The organism is Luteimonas sp. Soil_N_1 (assembly GCF_057656255.1).
The window spans coordinates 76571-98307 of record NZ_JBDGKS010000001.1 but is presented as its reverse complement, the minus strand read 5'-3'; the positions used below and the strand labels follow the sequence as shown (position 1 = coordinate 98307).

At 69.0% G+C, this 21737-nt stretch carries 21 protein-coding genes and 1 pseudogene; 13 read left to right on the top strand and 9 right to left on the bottom strand.

Features of this window, described 5'->3' with window-relative positions; genetic code table 11:
* The first annotated feature begins 8 nt into the window (after window positions 1-8).
* The 4 genes from AC3A4E_RS00485 (at window position 9) to AC3A4E_RS00470 (ending at window position 4717) form a co-directional block, all read left to right on the top strand.
* Window positions 9-812, top strand: a complete 804-nt coding sequence (locus AC3A4E_RS00485; protein ID WP_487629623.1) for a lysophospholipid acyltransferase family protein — start codon at window positions 9-11, stop codon at window positions 810-812.
* A 56-nt stretch (window positions 813-868) separates the two neighbouring features.
* Window positions 869-1927 carry a YheT family hydrolase gene (locus AC3A4E_RS00480; protein ID WP_487631980.1) on the top strand — a complete coding sequence of 353 codons (1059 nt, stop codon included), beginning with the start codon at window positions 869-871 and terminating at the stop codon, window positions 1925-1927.
* Between the two features lie 81 nt (window positions 1928-2008).
* Window positions 2009-4078, top strand: a complete 2070-nt coding sequence (locus AC3A4E_RS00475) for a tetratricopeptide repeat protein (RefSeq protein ID WP_487629622.1) — start codon at window positions 2009-2011, stop codon at window positions 4076-4078.
* Window positions 4079-4099: 21 nt separating this feature from the next.
* The gene (locus tag AC3A4E_RS00470) at window positions 4100-4717 is read left to right on the top strand and encodes a YbhB/YbcL family Raf kinase inhibitor-like protein (RefSeq protein ID WP_487629621.1); all 618 of its coding nucleotides are present in this window, start codon (window positions 4100-4102) and stop codon (window positions 4715-4717) included.
* Window positions 4718-4886: 169 nt separating this feature from the next.
* On the opposite strand, the gene AC3A4E_RS00465 is transcribed toward AC3A4E_RS00470, so the two are convergent.
* Window positions 4887-5711, bottom strand: coding sequence for a DUF4377 domain-containing protein (locus AC3A4E_RS00465; RefSeq protein WP_487629620.1), 825 nt, complete (start codon window positions 5709-5711; stop codon window positions 4887-4889).
* Between the two features lie 163 nt (window positions 5712-5874).
* Between AC3A4E_RS00465 and AC3A4E_RS00460 the strand changes: the two genes are divergently transcribed.
* The 3 genes from AC3A4E_RS00460 to AC3A4E_RS00450 all read left to right on the top strand — a co-directional run bounded on the left by AC3A4E_RS00460 (window position 5875) and on the right by AC3A4E_RS00450 (window position 8115).
* Window positions 5875-6288, top strand: a complete 414-nt coding sequence (locus tag AC3A4E_RS00460; RefSeq protein ID WP_487629619.1) for a VOC family protein — start codon at window positions 5875-5877, stop codon at window positions 6286-6288.
* 34 nt (window positions 6289-6322) lie between these two features.
* The gene (locus tag AC3A4E_RS00455) at window positions 6323-6730 is read left to right on the top strand and encodes a VOC family protein (protein WP_487629618.1); all 408 of its coding nucleotides are present in this window, start codon (window positions 6323-6325) and stop codon (window positions 6728-6730) included.
* Between the two features lie 104 nt (window positions 6731-6834).
* Entirely contained in the window at window positions 6835-8115 is a 1281-nt protein-coding gene (locus tag AC3A4E_RS00450) for an RNA polymerase sigma factor (protein WP_487629617.1), read from the top strand.
* A gap of 27 nt (window positions 8116-8142) precedes the next feature.
* Here AC3A4E_RS00450 and ubiB read toward each other — a convergent pair whose 3' ends face one another.
* The 6 genes and pseudogenes from ubiB to oleC form a co-directional block, all read right to left on the bottom strand.
* Complete coding sequence (gene ubiB, locus AC3A4E_RS00445) at window positions 8143-9840, bottom strand: ubiquinone biosynthesis regulatory protein kinase UbiB (RefSeq protein ID WP_487629616.1); 1698 nt, start codon at window positions 9838-9840, stop codon at window positions 8143-8145.
* Window positions 9837-10481: a ubiquinone biosynthesis accessory factor UbiJ gene (locus tag AC3A4E_RS00440; RefSeq protein WP_487629615.1), complete on the bottom strand. Its 645-nt coding sequence runs from the start codon at window positions 10479-10481 to the stop codon at window positions 9837-9839. Before AC3A4E_RS00440 ends, ubiB begins: the two co-directional genes overlap by 4 nt.
* A 113-nt stretch (window positions 10482-10594) precedes the next feature.
* Window positions 10595-10735 (bottom strand): annotated as a pseudogene (locus AC3A4E_RS00435) (DUF1328 family protein); the annotation flags it as partial.
* Between the two features lie 124 nt (window positions 10736-10859).
* The gene (locus AC3A4E_RS00430; protein ID WP_487629614.1) at window positions 10860-11018 is read right to left on the bottom strand and encodes a DUF1328 domain-containing protein; all 159 of its coding nucleotides are present in this window, start codon (window positions 11016-11018) and stop codon (window positions 10860-10862) included.
* Between the two features lie 71 nt (window positions 11019-11089).
* Window positions 11090-12085 carry a 2-alkyl-3-oxoalkanoate reductase gene (gene oleD / locus AC3A4E_RS00425; protein ID WP_487629613.1) on the bottom strand — a complete coding sequence of 332 codons (996 nt, stop codon included), beginning with the start codon at window positions 12083-12085 and terminating at the stop codon, window positions 11090-11092.
* The gene (oleC, locus tag AC3A4E_RS00420) at window positions 12082-13755 is read right to left on the bottom strand and encodes an olefin beta-lactone synthetase (protein ID WP_487631979.1); all 1674 of its coding nucleotides are present in this window, start codon (window positions 13753-13755) and stop codon (window positions 12082-12084) included. Before oleC ends, oleD begins: the two co-directional genes overlap by 4 nt.
* Before the next feature lie 79 nt (window positions 13756-13834).
* Between oleC and AC3A4E_RS00415 the strand changes: the two genes are divergently transcribed.
* The 4 genes from AC3A4E_RS00415 to AC3A4E_RS00400 all read left to right on the top strand — a co-directional run bounded on the left by AC3A4E_RS00415 (window position 13835) and on the right by AC3A4E_RS00400 (window position 16413).
* Window positions 13835-14266, top strand: a complete 432-nt coding sequence (locus tag AC3A4E_RS00415; protein ID WP_487629612.1) for a hypothetical protein — start codon at window positions 13835-13837, stop codon at window positions 14264-14266.
* 88 nt (window positions 14267-14354) lie between these two features.
* Window positions 14355-14792, top strand: a complete 438-nt coding sequence (locus AC3A4E_RS00410; protein WP_487629611.1) for a rhodanese-like domain-containing protein — start codon at window positions 14355-14357, stop codon at window positions 14790-14792.
* A 77-nt stretch (window positions 14793-14869) separates the two neighbouring features.
* Window positions 14870-15400 carry a protein-export chaperone SecB gene (gene secB / locus AC3A4E_RS00405; protein ID WP_487629610.1) on the top strand — a complete coding sequence of 177 codons (531 nt, stop codon included), beginning with the start codon at window positions 14870-14872 and terminating at the stop codon, window positions 15398-15400.
* A gap of 2 nt (window positions 15401-15402) precedes the next feature.
* Window positions 15403-16413, top strand: a complete 1011-nt coding sequence (locus AC3A4E_RS00400; RefSeq protein ID WP_487629609.1) for an NAD(P)H-dependent glycerol-3-phosphate dehydrogenase — start codon at window positions 15403-15405, stop codon at window positions 16411-16413.
* Window positions 16414-16690: 277 nt separating this feature from the next.
* Here AC3A4E_RS00400 and AC3A4E_RS00395 read toward each other — a convergent pair whose 3' ends face one another.
* Window positions 16691-17269, bottom strand: a complete 579-nt coding sequence (locus tag AC3A4E_RS00395; RefSeq protein ID WP_487629608.1) for an outer membrane beta-barrel protein — start codon at window positions 17267-17269, stop codon at window positions 16691-16693.
* A 329-nt stretch (window positions 17270-17598) separates the two neighbouring features.
* Complete coding sequence (gene tyrS / locus AC3A4E_RS00390; protein WP_487629607.1) at window positions 17599-18816, bottom strand: tyrosine--tRNA ligase; 1218 nt, start codon at window positions 18814-18816, stop codon at window positions 17599-17601.
* A 174-nt stretch (window positions 18817-18990) separates the two neighbouring features.
* Here tyrS and AC3A4E_RS00385 point away from each other — a divergent pair, with 174 nt between their 5' ends.
* Together AC3A4E_RS00385 and AC3A4E_RS00380 are read left to right on the top strand one after the other, a co-directional pair.
* Window positions 18991-20457 (top strand): peptidoglycan DD-metalloendopeptidase family protein, encoded by a 1467-nt coding sequence (locus AC3A4E_RS00385; protein ID WP_487629606.1) that lies wholly within the window; start codon window positions 18991-18993, stop codon window positions 20455-20457.
* Between the two features lie 69 nt (window positions 20458-20526).
* Entirely contained in the window at window positions 20527-21660 is a 1134-nt protein-coding gene (locus tag AC3A4E_RS00380) for an anhydro-N-acetylmuramic acid kinase (protein WP_487629605.1), read from the top strand.
* Window positions 21661-21737: the final 77 nt, after the last annotated feature.

Here is a 21737-nt window from a genome sequence, read left to right as displayed (position 1 = left end):
GTGCACCGATGAGTTCTTCTACCGTTCGCGCCGACGCCGGCGGTACGCCGGCGCGCGTGCTGCGTTACTGCGTGCGCGTGCCCGTGCTGCTGTGGCACCTCTTCGTCCACCTGCCGGTCCTGCTGTTCACGATGTTGCCGCCGATCGGCCGCCGTCGCCTGGACAGCGGTGAGCGCGTCGATCACCGGATGATCCGCTGGTGGCAGGGCGGCCTGATGCGCGTGTTCGGCTATCGCATGCACCGCCGCGGCACGCCCTTGCCGGGCGCGGTGCTGTTCGTCGCCAACCACGTGAGCTGGGTGGACATCGTCGCCCTGCACAGCCAGCGCATGGTCGGTTTCGTCGCCAAGCGCGAGATCGCCGGCTGGCCGGTGGTCGGCTGGTTGGCCGCACGCGGCGAGACCATCTTCCACCAGCGCGGCAGCACCGAGTCGCTGGGCGGCGTGCTGGAGGAAATGCTCGCGCGCCTGCGCGACGACCGCCCGGTGGCGGTGTTCCCCGAAGGCCGCACCCGCAGTGGCGACCACGTCGGCCCGTTCCATGCGCGGATCTTCCTGGCCGCGGTGGAGGCCAATGTCGCCGTGCAACCGGTCGCCCTGCGTTACGGCCACAACGGTTCGGCGCAGACGATCGTCGCGTTTCGCGAGCGCGAATCCTTCTTCGCCAACTTCCTGCGCCTGCTGGGCGAGGCAGGGGGCGAGGCGGAGGTGGTGTTTCTCGAGCCGATCCTGCCCGGCAATGCCGACGGGCGCCGGCGCCTGGCCGAGGTGTCGCGCGAGCGCATCGTCGCCGCGCTGGACGCACGCGCGTGATCGTCGGGCGTCCGTCATCGATGGATACGGCCGCCCCCGTTCCCGCCAGCATCCGCGTGCGCGGCAGCGACTACACGCCGCCTCTGTGGCTGCGCAGTCCGCACGTGCAGACCGTCCTGGCCAGCAGCCCCTGGCGGCGTCTGCGCGGCGCGCGGGCGCTGGCCGCCACCGGTGCGGTCACCACCGAGCATCTCGTCGACGGCGGGGACGGCGTCCGCCTGCACGGCCTGCACAGTGCGGTGCCGGGTACGCAATCCCGTGGACTCGCCCTGTTGCTGCATGGCTGGGAGGGCAGCACCGAATCGAGCTACATGCGCCAGACGGCGGCGCAGATGCTGGAGCGCGGCTACGAGGTATTCCGGCTGAACTTCCGCGACCACGGCGACAGTCATCACCTCAACGAAGCGATCTTCCATTCCAACCGCATCGATGAAGTGGTGCATGCCGCAGTCGACATCGCCGCGCGTTTCACGCCCAGCCCGATGATTGCGGCCGGCTATTCGCTGGGCGGCAATTTCGCGTTGCGCCTGGCGTTGCGCGCACCCGCCGCCGGCCTGCAGCTGGCAGGCGTGGCAGCGGTGTGTCCGGTCATCGACCCGGCGCGCACGATGCTGCAGATGGAGCGCGGTCACCGCTTGTACCTGCGCCATTTCGAGCGCAACTGGCGCGCGTCGCTGCGCCGCAAGCGCGACCTGTTTCCCGATCACCACGGCTTCGACGACGCCACGCTGCAGCTGGGCATGCGGGAGCTGACCGACTGGCTGGTGCGCACGCACACCGAGTTCGGCACGATCGATGACTACTTCGACGGCTATTCGGTTGCCGGCGACCGGCTCTCGTCGTTGCAGGTGCCGGTCGACATCCTGATGTCGGCGGACGATCCGGTGATTCCGCTCGACGCTTTCCACGCGCTGGCGCTGCCGCCACACGCGCGGCTGGAGATCAGCCGCTGGGGCGGGCATTGCGGGTTCCTGCTCGACCGCCAGCTCGACAGCTTCGCCGAGCGCTGGGTGGCCGCACGTCTGGCCGACCATGCCGACACGGCGCGCGCCACGTTCGAACGCACACGCTTGGCCGCCGCGATCCACGTCGACACGCACACGCCTGACGCCTGAGCGGCGCGCCGGGTACGCCCTGGCGCCGCCGCTACAATGGCCGGCCTTGCCTGTGATCGGCCCCGCGCCGGGAATGTCCTGATGTCGCAACAGATCCTCGATGCCCTGCGCCGTGGCGCGAACGAAGAAGCCGCCACCCTTGCGCGCAAGGCGCTGGCCGATGCACCGGGCGACATCGCGGTACAGCGCGCCGCCGCGCTTGCCCTGCGTGCCCATGGCGACCGAGATGCCGCGCTGTCGGCGATCGACGCGGCCATCGCGCAGGCGCCTGACGAAGCCGACCTGCATTTCCTGCGGGCCGGCATGCTGCTCGACACGCGCGACGTGGACGCCGCGCAGTCGGCGCTGTCGCAGAGTCTCGCGCTCGATCCCAACCAGTACGGGGCCTACGTGATGCAGGCGCAGCTGGCGATCGGCCGCAACGATCTCGACGAAGCCGAACGTCTGACCCGGCTGGCCGCACGCGTGTCCGACGATCATCCGTGGACGACGATGCTCGAAGGCTCGGTAGCGTCGCGCCGCGGCGATCACCAGCGCGCGCTGGGTCTGCTGTCTGCCGCCTCGAAGCAGGCGCCCGAGGATCTGCAGGTCCTCAATGCGCTCGCGTTTGCCTATCTGGCCGCCGACCATCTTGCGTTCGCCGAGCAGACCTTCCGCCGTGTGATCGAGCACACCGGTCAGGCAGCCCTGCGCGGGTTGCTCGCGCGGATCGTGCTGCAGCAAGGCCGGCCCGGCGATGCCGCCGACGAGATGGCCACCCTGCTGGCCGACCCGGCCCAGGTCACGCCCGGTCTCCGGGTGCTGGCCGGTGAGCTGGAACTGCAGGCCGGTCGCCCCGAGCGCGCCCGCCCGCAGCTGCTGGCTGCGTTCGAGGCGCATCCCGATTCGCGCCGCGCCACCAATGCGCTGCTGCAGCTCTGGGAAGCGACCCAGGCGGTCGACGAAGGCCGCGACACGCTCGATGCCGCGCTCCAGACCCATGCCGACCACGATCACCTGTGGCTGGCGCGTCTGGCGCTCGAGCCTTTCGGCGACGCGGCCGCACGTGCAATCGTCGAGCGCTGGGTTGCGACACGCCCCGACCATCTGCCGGCCCTGCAGGCACAGCTGTCGCTGGAAGCGGGCACCGGTGCACTGGATGCCGCCGAGACCACTGCGCGGGCGATCACCCGCCTGCAGCCGGGTCACGGCGCTGCCAACGATCTGCTGTTCAAGCAACTGCTGGCGCGCGATCCCGCGCAGGCCGTGACCTTCGTCGAAGGCCTGATGCCGCCCGCCAGCCCACAGGCGCAGCCGCTGCTCCGCCGCTGGCTCGGCATGGCCCAGGACGCGGCCGGTCGGCAGGCTGACGCACTGGCGACGTGGCTCGCATTGAACGTCGAACTCACCGCCGAGGCCGGCTTGCCGCCGACGCCGACCTCCGCACCTTCGCAGTGGCCGCCGATGGGCGAGACGGAAGGTGCCCGGGCGCCTGTGGTGTTCCTCTACGGTCCGCCCGGGTCCCAGGTCGACCGGATCGCCGAGTTGCTGCAGCGCGCGCTGCCGGAATTCCGCGGCGACCGGTTCGTCGGCCCTGTCCAGGACGCGTTCCAGGACAGCACCGTCCCGGCACGATTGGCGGATGGCGCGTTCACTGCCGAGCAGATCACCGGGAGCTGGGCAGCCCAGTTGTCTGCCCGCAAGGCCGACCAGCGTGCCATCGTCGACTGGTTGCCGTTCTGGGACAACGCCTGGTTGCTGGCACTGCGCCCGCAACTGCCGCACGCGCGCCTGCTGCTCACCGTGCGCGACCCCCGCGACATGTTGCTCGACTGGCTTGCGTTCGATCTGCCCATGGCGATGCGCATCACGGATGCCGACAGCGCCGCAACCTGGCTGGCCAGTCATCTTTCGCACATCGCCGACATCGTCGAGCAGGATCTGTTCCCGCACACCATCGTGCGCACCGACGCGCCGGGTGAAGATCCCGAGCGTCTGGCGGCGCGTTTTGCCGAGGCACTCGGCGTGCCGGACTTCCCCACGCCGCCGCGCGAACTGCTCGGCATCGACCGGACACCGGCAGGCCGCTGGCTGGCCTACCGGGAGGTGCTGGCCGGACCGTTCGCCATCCTGACGCCGGTTGCAGTGCGCCTGGGCTACCGTCAGGACTGATCCTTTCCAAGCGGAGACACCATGCGACTCAACAGCGACAGTTTCGAGCCCGGCCAGCCGATCGCGGCGACGTTCGCCGTCGGCGCGCCCGACGGCTTCGGCGCCAACCGCAACCCGCATCTCGCCTGGGACGACGTGCCCGCGGGCACGCGTTCGTTCGCGCTGCTGTGCCTCGATCCAGACGCGCCGACCGATCCGTCACTGGCCGGCAAAGAGGGCGTCGAGATTCCGGTCGAGCACCCGCGCGGCAGCTTCGTGCACTGGGCAGTCGTCGATCTGCCGGCCGATCTGCGCACGATCGCCGAGGGCAGCGCCAGCGACGGCGTGACCAAGGGCGGCAAGCGCAATCCGCCGGGTCCCGACGGCGCGCGTCAGGGCCTCAACGACTACACCGGCTGGTTCGCCGGCGATCCGGATCTGGCGGGTGACTGGTTCGGCTACGACGGCCCGTATCCGCCACCGAACGACCTGCGCACGCACCGGTATTTCTTCCGCCTGTTCGCACTCGACGTCGCCACCCTCGACGTGCCCGAGCGCTTCACCGCCAACGATGTGCTGCGCGCGGTGCAGGGCCATGTGCTGGCCGAAACGACGACCTGGGGCAGCTATGCGCTGCATCCGAAGGCTGCGGCGGTCTGATCGCAAACGCGCGCTGCATGCGTTTCAGCGACGGCAATGCCGCTTGAAGTCGTCATCTCCGCGCAGGCGGAGATGACGGTCGCCGGAATGTCCGGCAGGTACTGACCGCGCGGACGCGGCTCCGCGGTGCGCCTGCCGGTCCGCAGCACCGGCAGGCGTCCAGACGGACTCAGCGACCCACGCTCTCCGACTCCACCACCATGTCCAGCACGTACGCCTGCGACGGCGCATCGGCCGGCGGATCGGCCACGTCGAAGCGCTGCACGCGCACGACGTTGCGCACGCCGTCCTCGAACGTGAACCCTTCGATGTCCTGATACAGCGGCGCCCACTCGGCATCGCCGGGCGAGCGCAAGCCCTCGTCGTCGTACTGCACTTCGCGCGTCTGCAGGCAGCGCTGTTCGGGAATCAGCGGGTGGCTGCAAGCGATGCGCTCGGGCGCGATCTCCAGGAACACCGTCTCGCCTTCGCCGCCGTAGCGGGTGGCCGGCGTGGGCACGCCCTCGAACGCGAGCACGTCGCCATTCTCGAGCTGCAGCGTGAGCCGCGGCGGCTCGCCGCCGGACAGCGCGATGCGATGCGTGCCGGGCAGGCGCTGACCGATCTCGCGCTCGCGCGCGGTCAGGTGCGCATCGGCGCAGGCCATCATCGTGGAGATCACCTGGTCTACCGTCAGGCGGTCGTCGTCGAGCGCGACGTTCGCGCCCATGCGGTTGCAGGCGTTCGACACGCTCAGACCACTGTCGACGAAATCCAGCTGCAGGGATTCGCCGCCGCCATCGAGCAGGGCGTCGATGCGTGCGCCGCCGCTGCTGGTCGCGTCGATCAACCGCCAGTGATAGGCCTCCAGCGTCTTCGCGTGATCAGCGGGCGCGGCATCGGGAATCGCGTCGGCGGCGGCCTGGGTGGGCGCCGTGGCGGCGCCTTCCGGCGGTGCGGACCCGCCACAGGCGGCCAGGGCGAGCGGCAACAACAACATCAGGGGGCGGCGCATCGGCGTCTCCTCGGTGCGGAACGGGTCGGGCAGCTTAACGGGCGGGTCCGCAACGCCCCGTGTGCGCGGCGTGCGTCGCGCGCGTGCAGCGATGTCGATTTCCGGTACGCCGGTGCGTCGTTCCAACGACACCGCCAGCCGGCGGCCTCTCGAGGACACCCCGATGCGTATCGATCCCTATCTGTATTTCGACGGCACCTGCGCCGAAGCCTTCAAGGCCTATGCCGCACTGCTCGGCGGCGAGGCGACGCTGATGCCCTATGGCGATGCTCCGCCCTGTCCCGACAGCGACGCCACCGCGCCCGAGCGGATCATGCACGCAGGCCTCGCGATCGGCGACCAGTTCCTGATGGCCTCCGACGTGCCGCCGGGCACGCCACTGCCGGCCGCGCCGCACACGTTCGTCAATCTGGGCGTGGACAGCGACGCCGATGCCGAGCGCATCTTCGCGGCGCTGTCGGACGGCGGCGAGGTCCGTGCGCCGATGGCCGAGACTTTCTTCGCACACCGCTTCGGCATGGTCGTCGACCGGTTCGGCACCGGCTGGATGGTGATGCGCTCCAAACAGGGCTGCTGAATCTCCACCTCGTCCACATCACAGGAACACCGCCATGACCCGTCCCCAGATCTACGTGAATCTCCCGGTCGAAGACCTCGATCGCAGCGTGCGCTTCTTCACCGCGCTCGGCTTCCGCTTCAATCCGCAGTTCACCGACGAGAACGCGACCGCGATGATCATCGGCGACGACAGTTTCGTCATGCTGCTGGTCAAGCCGTTCTTCCAGAGCTTCACCAAGTTGCCGCTGCCACCGCCGGGCCACGTCGGCGCGATCATCGCGCTGTCGCAGCCCGACCGCGCCGCGGTCGACGCGATCGTCGCCAAGGCGCTCGCCGCAGGCGGCACGGTGACGGCCGAACCGGTCGATTACGGCTTCATGTACCAGCACGGCTTCGCCGATCCCGATGGCCATCTGTGGGAGGTGATGCACATGGACATGGCCGCGTTCCCGACGGAATGAGCACGCTGACGTGCGCGCCGCAGCCGACCGTCCTCCACGCCCGGCGTACCATGCGCCGCAGTGCGGCTTGCCCGGCCGCGCGCGGGGTGATGTCATCGCCGCCCATGGACACGGCCACCCTGCACCGCACGATCGAAACCCTCTGGCGCGAGGAGGTGCCGAAGATCATCGGTGGCCTGATGCGCGTGGTGCGCGATCTCGATCTCGCCGAGGAACTGGCGCAGGACGCGCTGGTCGCCGCGCTCGAACGCTGGCCGCAGGATGGCCTGCCCGACAATCCGGGCGCGTGGCTGATGACCACCGCGCGTAACCGCGGCATCGACCGCCTGCGTCGCGGCCAGCGCCTCGACGCGCACCACGCCGAACTCGCGCGCGAGATCGAGCAAGCGCAGCGAGAGTCCGATGCGCGCGCGCAGGACGCGCTCGACGACGTGATCGGTGACGACGTGCTGCGACTGATGTTCGTCGCCTGCCATCCGGCGCTGACCGTCGAATCGCAGGTCGCGCTGACGCTGCGCCTGATCGGCGGCCTGACCACCGACGAGATCGCGCGCGCGTTTCTGGTGCCCGAAGCGACGATCGCCCAGCGCATCGTGCGTGCCAAGAAAACCATCGCGAACGCCGGCACGCCGTTCGAACTGCCGCAGCGCGCGGACCTGCCGCCGCGACTGTCGGCGGTGCTGCACGTGCTGTATCTGGTGTTCAACGAGGGCCACGCCGCCAGCAGCGGCGACGACTGGGCACGCCCCGACCTGTGCGCCGAGGCGCTGCGGCTGGCACGCGTGCTGGCGGCGCTGATGCCGCGCGAGGCCGAGGTGCATGCACTCGTCGCACTGATGGCGCTGCAGGCCTCGCGGCTCGATGCGCGCACCGATGCCGACGGACATCCGGTGCTGTTGCCCGACCAGGACCGCACGCGTTGGGATCGCAGGTTGATCGATGCGGGCCTCGCATCGTTGGCGCAGACGCAGGCCGCGCGCGGCGACGCGTTGCCCGGCGGCTACGAACTGCAGGCCGCGATTGCCGCCTGTCACGCGCTCGCGCCCGCCGCGGAGGACACCGACTGGGCGCGCATCGCCGCGCTGTACGGTCAACTGCTCGCGTTGACCGGGTCACCGGTGGTCGCGCTCAATCGTGCGGTGGCGATCGGCATGGCCGCGGGACCTGCCGTTGCCTTGCCACTGGTCGATGGTCTCGCCGACGACGACGCGCTGGCCGGTTATCACCTGGTCCAGGGTGTTCGTGGCGATCTGCTGGCGAAGCTCGGGCGGCATGCGGATGCAGCCGACGCGTTCGAACGTGCGGCCTCGCTGGCACGCAACCCCCGGGAGCGGGACTGGTTGCGTGGGCGTGCGGAAACGTGTCGGGCGCAACGCGTGGTTTGAGCCCTCCCCGTAGGCCGGGGGAAAACTTCAGTGCTCGCGATCCCGCAGATACGCCGGTGACCGCCGCGGCCATGCGGCCAGCAGTGCCCACAGTCCGCCCACACCGGCGACCCAGGTCGCGACCGGCAGGCCCACGAAACTCGGGCCGCCCGCTTCCAGCGCGTACAGCACCGCGGCGACGATCAGCAGACCGACGCCGAGGATCGCGGCGACCATGCGTTTCTGCATGCCCTGCATCGTCTGGGTCAACGCCGCGAGATCGTCGGAACGCATGCGCAGCTCGTGGCGGCCTTCGACCTGCTGCTTGAGCCAGCCATGCAGCAGGCGCGGCATGTCGGGTGCCTGGGTGATCAGTTCCGGCAGGCGGTCGCGGAATTCGCGGCCCAGACGCTGCGGGCTGTAGCGCTCGACGAGGATGCGTTCGAGCACCGGGCGCGCGACCGCCCAGATGTCGAGCTTCGGGTCGAGCAGACGACCGATGCCTTCGATGCTCAGCAGCGTCTTCTGCAGCAGGATCAATTGCGGCTGCAGGGTGAGCTGGTAACGCTGCGCGGTGCGGAACAGTTTTCCGAGCACTTCGCCGAGCGAGATTTCCGACAGCGGCCGGGTGAAATACGGCTCGCAGACGGAGCGCACCGCGGCTTCGAGTTCGTCGATGCGGATGTGTCCCGGCATCCAGCCGGCCTGGATGTGCAGCTCGGCGATGCGCCGGTAATCCTGGCGGAAGATCGCCATGAAATTCTCGGCGAGGTAGTACTGATCCTCGCGCGACAGCTGCCCCATGATCCCAAAATCCAGCGCGATGAAACGCGGATTGGTCTTGCGGTCCGGATCGACCCAGATGTTGCCGGCGTGCGCGTCGGCGTGGAAGAAGTTGTCGCGGAACACCTGCGTGTAGAACACGCGCACGCCTTTGGCCGCCAGCGCCTTGCGGTCGATGCCGGCGGCATCCAACGCGGCGATGTCGTCGCTGGGTATGCCGTAGACGCGTTCGAGGGTGAGCACACGCTGCGTCGTGCGCTCCCACACCGGCGCCGGCACATACAGATCGGGCGAGTCTGCCCAGAACCGGCGCAGCACCGACGCGTTCGCGCCTTCGCGCTGCAGGTCGAGCTCGGCGGCCAGCGTGTTCTCGATCTCGGCCACGACTTCGCGCGGGCGGATCTTGTCGGCATTGGGATGCGTGCGGTCGACCAGCGCGGCGAGGTTCTTCAGCAGCGCGATATCGGCGGCAATCTGCTTTTCGATCGTCGGCCGCAGCACCTTGACCACGACCTCGCGACGCGGGTTGCGGTCATCGGCGGGCAGCGTCGCCGCGTGCACCTGGGCGATCGACGCCGATGCCAGCGGCACGGTGTCGAAGGCCTCGTAGGCCTGCGCGATCGGCATGCCGAGTTCGCGCTCGATGATCGCCTGCGCCTGCGCGCCGTCGAAGGGCAGCACGCGGTCCTGCAGCAGGGCGAGATCGTCGACGATGTCCGGCGGTACCAGATCGCGGCGGGTCGACAGGATCTGCCCGAACTTGACGAAGATCGGCCCGAGTTCCTGAAGCGCCAGCCGCAACCGCGCGCCGCGTGACTGCGCGGCGATGTCGGCCGAGGCGCGCGGCACGAACGGGCGTGCGAGCTTGAGCCAGCGCTCGGCCGGGGTGCCGTCGAACAGGTCGTCGAGGCGATAGCGCAGCAGCACGCGGCCGATGCGCGAGGCACGCAACACGCCCCTCATGCGACCGGCCGGCGTTGCAGACGCGAGACGCGTGCCGTGAGCCGATCGACATCGTCGCGCAGCCCGTCGACATCGTCGTTGAAGGCATCCAGCTCGTCGCGGCCGACCACGTCGCGCGACTCCTCGGTCACGTACTCGACGGCGCTTTCGGTGAGGGTGCGGCCGAGGTCCTGCGCCTGGTGCAGGGCGGACGCGAACGCTTTGGCGACCTGCACGCCGATGACATCGCCGAATACCGCGACGAAGGGCTTCTGCCAATCCGGGTCGAAATGACCGGCGAGTTTCTGCAGGCGGCGCGCGAGTTCCGCGTCGCCCGAGACACGCACCTTGCCGATCGGCGGCGCGTCGTCCCGGCGCAGGAACGGCAACTGCGACAGCATGCCGGCCAGCGTGGTGCGCACCGCGAGGTCGGGCTCGACAGCTTCGTCGACAGGGCCGACCCGCAGCCGCTCACCATCGACCCGCAGCTCCAGTGCCAGCGGCGGTGATGCCAGGGTCAGCGTGATGCGCTGCCCGTCGAGTCCAGCGAGCGCAGCGCGCGTGTCGGCATCCAGCGCAAGCGCCTGGTTGAGCGCGGTTTCCAGCGCGCGTCCGGCGATCGGCTTGAGCGCCGCGAAAGGGGAAGGAAGAAATCCGGCCATGGCCGCATTGTAGGCGCTCGAAGAACCACGCCGTCAGATCAGGAGGACGCGGTTCGCTGTCGCAGGGACAACAGATGCAGAACCAGCGCGAGCAGCATCAGCCCCCCGCCGCCAAGCAGCAGTACGACGAACAGAATCCAGGCGATGTTCGTTGCCGCGCCGGCAACACCGCTGAAACCGATCACGCCCATGAAGAGCGCCAACGGAACACAGACGATGCCGGCGACGAGCAAGAGAATGATGGTGGTGCGCATGCGTGACTCCTTGTCTGACGGCGGGCGCGTCCAAGCTTCCCATGTCCTTGAAGATGACGCGAGCATAGACACGAAAACGCCCGCCGAAAGGCGGGCGTTTCGCATCGCATGCAGCGAAGTGTCGTTACGGTCCGCGACCGCGCAGCATCGAGATCACTGCCAGGATCAGGAACACCACGAAGAGGATCCAGGCAATGTTGGTGGCAGTGCCGGCGACGCCACTGAAGCCGAGAACACCGGCAATGATGGCGACGACAAGAAAGATGATTGCGTAACGAAGCATGGGTGGTCTCCTGATTCCCGTGAGCGGTTCGGGGCCACCCTATGCCCGGCTGAGTCGCGATCAGGTGACGGTCAGGTACCTGTCCACGAATCTTTCAGCAGGGTGAGTCCTTCGTGAAGCGGAACCCGCGGGACGTAGCCGAAATCGCGTGTCGCCGGCGTCATGTCGTACCAGTGGGTGGTACTGAGCTGCTCGGCGAGAAAACGGGTCATCGGCGGCTCGCCGGTCAGGCGCAGCACCGGCCACAGTGCTTCGCACACGGCACCCGCGGCATAGGCCACGCCGAAGGGGATCGTCCGCTCGACCTGCGGCGCACCGGCTGCAGCCAACAGCGCATTGACGATCTCGCGCACCGTCGTCGGCTCACCATTGCTGATGAAGTACGCGCGACCCGCGCAGGCCGCACCCGGCGCCAGATGGTCGAATGCATCGAAATGCGCTTGCGCCGCGTTGTCGATATATGTGGTGTCGATCCGGTTCCCGCCGTCGCCGACGAAACGAAGCCGGCCTGCCCGCGCACGTTCGACCAGTCGCGGCAGCAACTGCTGGTCGCCCGGCCCCCAGATCAGCCGCGGCCGGAGCGCGACGGTCGCGAGGTCCGGTCCGTTCGCCGCGAGCACGGCCTGCTCGGCAATCTTCTTGGTCGTCGCGTACGGTGCCTTGAAGTCTTCGCCATAGGGCACGGTCTCTGCTGTGCCGCCTTCGACCGGATGCGTCGCTCGATGGGTCACGCTCGGCGTCGACGTGTAGACCAACCGGCCGATGCCGTGAGCGCGGCAGGCATCGAGCACGTTCTGCGTGCCGACGACGTTGGCCTGGTGATAACTCTCGTAGCTGCCCCAGGCGCCGGCCTTGGCCGCGTTGTGGAAGATCGCGTCCATGCCCTGCGCGGCGGCGCGTACCGCGTCGGCATCAGCCAGATCGCCGCGGACCTGGCGCACGCCGATCGCATCGAGCTCGGGGTAATGGCCGCGATTGAAGCTGGTGACATCGTGGCCGCGTTCGACGAGGCCGCGGCACAGGGCCTGACCGAGGAAGCCGCCGCCACCGGTGACGAGAAGTTTCATGCGAGGTCCTGTGCGTGCCTGGCGGCCCACACGGCCAGCGTCTCGCGGCCGATCTTGGCGTTGTGGCGGATGTCGACCGGGAAGCCGGGATGGAACAGCACGCGCTCGATGCGCCCGGTGTGGACGAAGCCTTCGCCGATGTGACGCAGTTCGTCGACGATGCGCGCCTGTTCCGTCTTGGCGACACCGGCTTCCAGCTCCACGCACAGCACCGGCGTCTGCGCGCCCTTCGGGCCGACACCGACCAGCGCCGTCCGCTTCACCTCCGCGTGCACGTTGAACACCGGTTCGACCTGTTCGGTGCACAGCGTGCCGATGGCAGTGACCACGCGGTGGCCCTTGCGGCCGCAGAACCACAGCCGGCCCTCGGCATCGAAATAACCGAGGTCGCCCATGCGATGGACGATGCGCGTGCTGCCGTCAGGCAATGTCTCGGTGATCTTCGCCAGGCGCGTCTGCGCGTCGCGGTTGAAATAGGTGTCGGTGGCACTCGGTCCGGCGACGGTGATCTCGCCGACCTGGGCGCCGGGCACGCACAGCGCGTCGGACCACGTGGGAATCGCGTCGTCATCGACACGGATGATGCGCACCTCGTTCGGCGGCACTGGGCGGCCCACACAGGTGCCGGCGCCTTGTTCGGTGCGCGTACGCAGTGCCAGCAGTTCGCGGCCTTCGACGACGGCGACGGGCAGGCATTCGGTTGCGCCGTAAGGTGTCCAGAAGCGCGCGTCGTCCGGCAGCAGTTCGAGGATCTTTGCGACCGTGTCCGGCGGCACCGGCGCGCCGGCCGAGGTCACGCGGCGCAATGTCGGCAGCGGTTTGCCGTGCTTCGCGAGCACACCCATCAATGCGGGAGATCCGAACAGCTGGTCGACGCCGAAGCGTGTTATCGCCGCATGCAGCTTGCGCGGATCGGCCTTGGCCGGCCGGGTGGGATCCATGTCCGGGATGATCGAGGTCAGCCCGAGCGCCGGATCGAACAGCGCGAACGGCGGGAATGTCGGCAGGTCGATGCCACCGGCGCCAATGCCGAACGCGTCGCGCAGCATGTCGATCTGCGCGGCGAAATGACGATGCCGATAGACCACGCCTTTGGGCACGCCCGTCGAGCCGCTGGTGAAGAGGATCGCCGCGACATCGTCGCCGGCCGTCGCAGCGAGTTGCGGGCCTGCGCCGGCGCCTGCGCGCTCGACGTCGGCCAGCGTCGCATCGCTGAGCACCGCCCAGCGCCCGGTGGTGATGCGCACGCGCGCCGATTTCGCCCAGCCCAGTAGCACCCGTGCGAACTGCGCCAGCGGAATGCCGATGAAGGCGTCGGCGCCGGCTTCGTCCAGGCACTGTTTCAGCGCGCGCTTGTCGATGCCCGGATCGACCAGCACCGGCACCGCGCCGGCTTTGAACAGGGCGAACATCAGCAGGAAGAACTCGGGCGTCGGCCGCACCATCAGCACCGTGCGCGTACCACGGACGATGCCGCGCGCGGCGAGTCCGGCGGCGATCGCATCGCTGCGTGTATCGAGCGCGCCGTAGGTCAACGCATGCGCGTCGGCGTAGCGGCCATCGGGGCCGGGGCAGCGCATCGCGATGCGCGTGGGCGCGGCCTGTGCCAGCCGCGGCAGTGCGGCGGCGATGTTGACCGGCGCGGCACCGGAAGAGGTGTGGACATCCATCGCCCAGAGGATACCGGCAGCCGCACACGCACCGGCTGCGGCGGCTACGATGGCGGCTTCCTGTTCCGGGTCTGGCCCCATGCACACGCCGCTTCCGTTCCGCAGGCTGTTCGCCATGCTGCTGCTCGCGCTCGCCGTCCTGCTGCCGGGTTGCGCCAGCACCGGCAAGCAGCAGACCACGCTCGATGCCGTGCAGTACGCCTGGTCGGGGGCCGTGCGCTGGAACGACTTCAGGTCAGCCTGGCAGCTGGTCGAGCCCGCGTACCGCGACGCGCACCCGGCCAGCGACCTCGACTTCGCCCGCTACGAACAGGTGCAGGTCACCAGCTACCGGGAGACCGGTCGGCAGGCCGGGCCGGACGTGACCCTGCGCGACATCGAGATCGGCGTGGTCAACCGCCACACCATGGCCGAGCGCACCGTCCGTTACACCGAGCACTGGCGCTGGGACGCGGCGGCCGGCACCTGGTGGATCACCGACGGCCTGCCGGACCTGTGGGCGGGCGAATGAGCACCGCGGCGGCGTCCCCGGGGGCCGCCGCCGTGCGGTCATGGCGTTGTGCGACAATCGCCGCCCGCCGACGCACCGCGATCCATCCGTGAATTTCGAAGAACTGCTGGCCTTCCTGGGCCGAAACCAGATGTTGTCGCTGATCCTCGCCGCCTTGACGGTGGCGATCATCTACAACGAGATCTCGCGGCTGTTCCGCGGCTTCAAGGTCCTGCGACCGGCCGAGTTGACCGTGCTGGTCAACCGCGACAACGCGCTGGTCGTCGACCTGCGCCCCGCCGCCGACTTCGGCAAGGGCCATATCCCGGGCTCGAAGAACGTGCAGATGAGCCAGTTCGATCCGGAGAGCAAGCAGCTCGCCCCGGCCAAGGCCCTGCCCGTGGTGCTGGTCTGCAAGACCGGCAGCACCGCAAGCGATGCCGCCAAGCGCCTGAAGAAGGCCGGCTTCACCAACGTCTACGTGCTCGACGGCGGCATCGGCGGCTGGCTGCAGGCCGACCTGCCGCTGGCCAAGGGCCGCGGCTGAGCGCAGCGGTACCGTCTTGACGGGATGCCATAATCGGCAATCCGTCTCACCCAACATTTTTGCCGGAGTCGATTTACATGTCCGAAGAACAGGCCAACACCAACGGCGCCAACGGCGCAGCCCCGGCACAGCCGGCGGGCGCGCAGTTCAGCGTCGAGAAGATCTACGTCAAGGACGTCTCGTTCGAGTCGCCCAAGTCGCCGGCGATCTTCAACGAGCAGGCCCAGCCGCAGCTCAACATGAATCTCAACCAGAGCGTCCAGCGCGTCGGCGACAACGCGTTCGAAGTCGTGCTGGCGATCACGCTGACCTGCACCACGGGTGAGGACAACGCCAACACGGTGTACGTGGCCGAAGTGAAGCAGGCGGGCGTGTTCGGTCTGTCCGGTTTCGACGGCAACACGCTCGACGCGCTGCTCGGCACCCAGTGCCCGAACGTGCTGTACCCGTATGCCCGCCAGCTCATCGGCGACCTGATCCAGGCCGGTGGCTTCCCGCCGTTCCTGCTGCAGCCGATCAACTTCGACGCGCTCTATGCCGAAGGCCTGCGTCAGCGCAGCGAACAGGGCAACGAGCAGCCGACCACCGATCAGATCGGCAACGCCTGAGCGTGACCGACCGCAAGACCGCGGTCGCGGTACTGGGCGCGGGCTCCTGGGGGACCGCGCTCGCCTCGCTGATCGCTCGCAACGGACACCCCACCACGCTGTGGGGCCGTAACGCGGCGCAGATCGAGGCGATCGACCAGCGCCACGAGAACCCGCGCTACCTGCCGGGCATCCCGTTGCCGCAGAACCTGCGCGCGACCACCGATCTGGCCCATGCCCTCGATGGCGTCGGCCTGATCCTGGTCGTCGTGCCGTCGCACGCCTTCGCCGAAACCCTGGAACTGCTGGCGCCGCTGCGTCCGGCCGGCGTTGGTGTGTCGTGGGCGACCAAGGGCTTCGAGCCCGGCTCGGGCCGGTTCCTGCATGAAGTCGCGGGCGCCCTGGTCGGCGAGGACGTGCCGCTGGCCGTCGTCACCGGCCCTTCGTTCGCCAAGGAAGTCGCGTCCGGCCTGCCGACCGCGATCACCGTGCAGTCCGACGATGCCGGTTTCGCGCAGACCGTCGCCGACGTGCTGCATGGCCCGACGTTCCGGGCCTACACCGGCACCGACATGCGCGGCGCCGAACTCGGCGGCGCGATGAAGAACGTGCTGGCCGTGGCCACCGGCGCGGCCGACGGCATGGAGCTGGGCCTCAACGCCCGCACCGGCCTGATCACCCGTGGTCTCAACGAAATGCTGCGCCTCAACCAGGCGATCGGTGGCCGCGCGGAAACCCTGATGGGCCTCGCCGGTCTCGGCGATCTGGTGCTGACCTGTTCCGGCGACCTGTCGCGCAACCGCCGGCTGGGCCTGGCGCTCGGGCGTGGCGAGAAGCTCGAAGACGCGGTCCGCGCGATCGGCCAGGTGGTCGAATCGGTGCAGACCGCCGACGAAGTCATGCGTCTGGCCGAGCGTCACGGCATCGAACTGCCGATCTCCAGCAACGTCCGCGCCGTGCTGCATGGCGAAATGACACCGGCCGAAGGTCTGGCCCGGTTGATGGCGCGCGAGCAGAAGCCCGAGTTCGAGTAAGGGGCTGCAGCGCGGGTCCCATCGCTGCACCCCGATGCCTGTGACGTGCCGCATGCGGCCGTCCGCGCACGACTGGACGTATCAATCACTGCACGCACGCCGCATCGCCACGGCCTGTGTCCTGCAGGCGCGCGCTGCGCATACGCACCCGCCGGCTGTCCTGGCACCGCACAAAAAAAGAACCCGGCCATTGCTGGCCGGGTTCTGACGGTTTCCGGGAGAGAGAGGCGCCGGGGAAGCGCTGGGGACCGGAAACCGCGGGGGAGCGGTGTGGTGCTTACCAGGTCAGACGCGGACCCACGAACCACTGGGTGTCGCCACCCTTGATCAGCTTGATGTCGCCGGCAATGCCGAAGTTCGGATTGAACTTCCACTGCGCGCCGAGGCGACCGTAGAAGTCGCTGTCGAAGCCGCTGTCGAGATCCTCGTAGCCGGCCAGTGCGTAGCCTTCCAGCGCCGGCAGCAGCGCGGTGCGCGCGCCGACCTCGACCGAATAGCCATCGGCATTGATGCCGCGGCCGAAGTCGACCTTCTGGTAGGCCACCCGGGTCAGCAGATCGGTGCGCGGCGACACTTCGTGGTTGTAGCCGACGCCCAGGCGCCACTGGTCACGGTCGAGCGGGCTGTTGTCGACGCTCTCGCGGGTGTAATCGCCGAAAGCGTGGAAATTCGGATGGAACGCGGCAGAGCCGCGGATCGACCAGCCGTCGGAGTCGACGTCACGGTTGACCGGGGCGATGTCGGACTTGCTGGCCGAGTAGCCGCCTTCGACATAGTTGTAGGACAGGCCTTCGGCGGCGTTCGCGGCGAAGGGGAGCGCAGCGGCAAGGGCTGCGATCGGAAGAATGCGCTTCATCGGGGGTCTCTCTCCGGCCAGGCTCTACGTGGAGTCCGGCTCTTATGGGCTGTCGAAAATGCCGGCCCGGATGACGGGGAGGGGATGCGCGTCGAGGGGAGGGGAGCGCACAGTCATCCGGGCCGGTGCAGTGATTCTCGACCCGCGCCGGCAACCCGCGCTGAATATTGAACCGCGAAGTACAGGAACTTTTCCGCAGCGTTCAGGTCGCGTGCGATCGAGATGCGCGCGCAGTCACTGCGATGCGCATGCCTGCCCGCGCGGCAGCCGCGGAAGCGACACATGTCACGAGCACGCCAGTGGACCCCGCAGTGCGGAGCGCTTCGGAGTCAGGCCGCGACCAGCCTCAGCCGGGCGAAGTTGCGCTTGCCGACCTGCAGCACGCCTTCGAAACCGGGCTTGAACTCGGTGCCGGCATCATCCACGACCGCGCCGTCGACCTTGACCGCACGCTCCTTGAGCTTGCGGTTGGCTTCCGAATTGCTCGGAGTGATGCCGGCTGCGGTCAGCAGCGCCGCAATCCGGATGCCGTCGGCGGGAATCACCACGTCCTGCAGCGGCAGCAGCGAGACATCGCCTTCGCCGGAGATCGCGACCTGCCAGCCGCGGACGGCAAGCTCGGCCGCCTCGGCGTCGTGGAAGCGCGTGGCGAGTTCGCGCGCCAGGCGCAGCTTCACGTCGCGCGGGTTCAGCGTGCCGGCCTCGACCTCGGCCTTCAGCGCCTTGGCCTCGTTGATGCCGATCTCGAAGCTCAGCAGCTCGATCCAGTCCCACATCAGCGCGTCGCCGATCTTCATGGTCTTGTTGACCATGTCGATCGCCGGTTCGGTCACACCGATGTAGTTGCCGAGCGACTTGCCCATCTTGTTGACGCCATCGAGCCCGACCAGCAGCGGCATCGTCAGCACGATCTGCGGCGCCTGGCCGTGGCTCTCCTGCAGGCCGCGGCCCATCAGCAGGTTGAACTTCTGGTCGGTGCCGCCGCATTCGACGTCGGCCTGCAGCGCAACGGAGTCGTAGCCCTGCACCAGAGGGTAGAGGAATTCGTGGATCGCGATCGGCTGCTGGCCGGCGTAGCGCTTGGCGAAATCGTCGCGCTCGAGCATCCGCGCCACGGTGTGCGAGGACGCGAGGCGGATCATGTCCGCGGCGCCCATCGTGCCGAACCACTCGGAATTGAAGCGGACTTCGGTCTTCGCCTCGTCCAGCACCTTGAACACCTGCGCCTTGTAGGTCTCGGCGTTGGCCAGCACGTCCTCGCGCGACAGCGACTTGCGGGTCGTGCTCTTGCCGGACGGGTCGCCGATCATCCCGGTGAAGTCGCCGATCAGGAAGATCACCTGGTGGCCGAGGTCCTGGAACTGGCGCAGCTTGTTGAGCAGCACCGTGTGACCCAGATGCAGGTCCGGCGCCGTCGGGTCGAAACCGGCCTTGATCCGCAGCGGGCGGCCGAGCTTCAGGCGCGCTTCGAGATCGTCACGCTTGAGGATCTCGTCCGTGCCGCGGGCGATCAGATCGAGGGGGGCGGTGGCGGGCTGCAGGGACATCGGTGCGGGAATCTCGTGGAAGGGTGGAAAGTGAATGCGGGCACGCCAGGTTAAGGCTTCGTTATCCGGTGAACGGGGCAAAAATTCGAGCCCGGTCAGGCATTTGACGCATGCTCCTCACGTCTCTATGTTACCCCGCTGACACGCCGTTCACGCCATCCGGACCCGCCTACGATGACGACTTCCGTCCCGCCGCCCCAGGCCGACGCGCACCACCAGCAGGTGCTCCACGACAACCTGCAGGCCGCGGCCCGGAACAAGGCGCAGGAGCAGGCGTCCCGTTCGCGTCTGTACCCCGGTCGCTGGACCCGCCGCGACTGGGCCCACGCAAGCCTGTTCGCCACGCTCGGTGTGCTGGTCGTCGCGCTGGTACCGGGTGTCTCGCAGGCGATGCGCGGCGACGCCGGGCCGCAGCATGATCTGGTCACGATGTCGCTGGCGCTGCCGCCGCTGAGCGCCGCCCAGCGCACCGCGCAGCAGGCTCACGACAACTGGCAGCTGGTGACCGTCGAGCGCGGTCAGACCCTCGGTTCGATCTTCTCCGACCTCGATCTGCCCGCGTCCACGATGCACCGCATCCTCGAGCTGCCGGATGCGAAAGCGAAGTTGACGCGCATGCGTCCGGGCACCGAGCTTGGTTTCGATCTGGCGATGGACGGCACGCTCAACAAGCTGCGCTACGACCGCAGCGACACCGAGCGCGTCGAGCTCACTGTGACCGGCGAAGCGGTCGCCGAGCAGGTCATCGAGCGCCCGGTCGAGATCCGCAACGTCGTCATCAGCGGTGAAGTCGGCCGCTCGCTGTTCCACTCGGCGCGCAAGCTGGGCCTGTCGGGCGCGAACATCAACACGCTGACCGACGAAGTCTTCAAGTACGACATCGACTTCAACACCGACGTCACCCAGACCGACCGCTTCAGCGTCGTCGTCGAGCAGGTCTGGCGCGAAGGCGAACTGATCCGCAGCGGCCCGGTGCAGGCGGCGGTGTTCACGGCGAAGGGCAAGCCCTTCAGCGCGTTCCGTTACGAGCAGGACGGCAAGGCCGAGTACTACAACGCCGAAGGCCGCCCGCTGAAGAAGAGCTTCATCCGCATGCCGATCCAGTACGCGCGCCTGAGCTCGCGTTTCGGCAGCCGCCGCCATCCGGTGCTGGGCACGATGCGCATGCACAAGGGCGTCGACTACGCCGCGCCGACCGGCACGCCGATCATGGCCGCCGGCGATGCACGCGTGCAGTTCCGCGGTGTGCAGGGCGGCTACGGCAACACCGTGGTGCTCGACCACGGTCGCGGCCACACCACGCTGTACGCGCACATGTCGCGCTTCGGCAACATCCGCCAGGGCCAGCGCGTCGCGCAGGGCACGGTGATCGGTTACGTCGGCACCACCGGTCTGTCGACCGGTCCGCATCTGCATTACGAATTCCGCGTCAACGGTGCGCACCGCAATCCGCTGCAGCACACGATGCCCGAGCCCGATCCGCTGAGCGGCGCCGCGCTGGCGAAGTTCCGCCAGCAGACCGGCCCTGCGCTCGCCCGCATCCGCGAAGTCGAGAACGTGATCTACGCGCAGGTGCCGGCCACGCCGGATCCGGACCGGCAGGTCGCGAACGCCGCCCGGCCCGGCAACGGCCGCGGCTGATCCGCCTCGAACGCCCGGCTCTGCGCCGGGCGTTTCGTTTGCACCCTCCTCATCTCCGGCGCTGACGCCATGTCCGATCTGTTCCTCGGCCTGATTTCGGGCACCAGTGCCGACGGCATCGACGCGGCGATCGTCCGCTTCGACGACCGCGCCGACGGCACGCTGCACGCCGAGCTGCGCTTCGGCGCGACCTATCCCTGGGACGGCGCGCTGCGCGCACGTCTGGTCGCGCTCGGTCAGCAGGCCGCGTCGCTGACGCTCGACGATGTCGGCGAACTCGACGTATTGATCGCCGATGCCTTCGCCGATGCCGCGCTGGCCGCGATCGCCGATGCCGGACTCAGTGCCGCCGACATCGCCGCGCTCGGTTCGCATGGCCAGACGCTCCGCCATCGTCCCTATGGACGCGACGGCGACGGCCGTGCGCCGTTCACCCTGCAGCTCGGCGACGGCGCGCGCATCGCCGAACGCACCGGCGTGGCGACGGTCGCCGACTTCCGCCGGCGCGATGTCGCCGCCGGCGGACATGGCGCACCGTTGCTGCCTGCGTTGCATGCGGCGCTGCTGTCGCGCCCCGGCGAAGACCGTGCGGTGCTCAACCTTGGCGGCATCGCCAACCTCACGCTGCTGCCCGGCGATGGCGGCCCGGTGCGCGGCTTCGACACCGGCCCGGCCAACGGACTGATGGATGCGTGGTGCCTGCGCCATACCGGCGAGGCCTTCGATCGTGACGGCGCGCTGGCGCGGTCGGGCAGGGTCGATGCGCGCCTGCTGCAGCGCCTGCGCGGCGAGGCGTGGTTCGCGCAGCCGCCACCGAAATCCACCGGGCGCGACCAGTTCCATCTCGACTGGGTCGATGCGGCCCTGCAGGGCGGCGAACCGGTCGCCGACGTGCAGGCGACGCTGCTCGCCCTGAGTGCGACGACGATTGCAGATGCCCTGCGCGCGACCCAGCCGGCCACCGTCCGCGTCATCGGCTGCGGCGGCGGCGTGCACAACGACGCACTGATGCGCGCGCTGGCCGATGCCCTGCCGGGCACGACCGTGGAGTCGAGCGCCGTCCACGGGCTCGATCCCGATCAGGTCGAGGCGATGGGCTTCGCGTGGCTGGCGCGGCAGACCCTGCTCGGCCGGCCGGGCAACCTGCCGTCGGTCACCGGCGCGATGGGTCCGCGCGTGCTCGGCGTGGTGCACCCGGTCTAGCGGGCGACCGCGTCTGGCGGCGATGCCGTGTATCGCAACGCGGCCTGGCGAGGTGGTGTGTCCGGCATGCGCCGGCG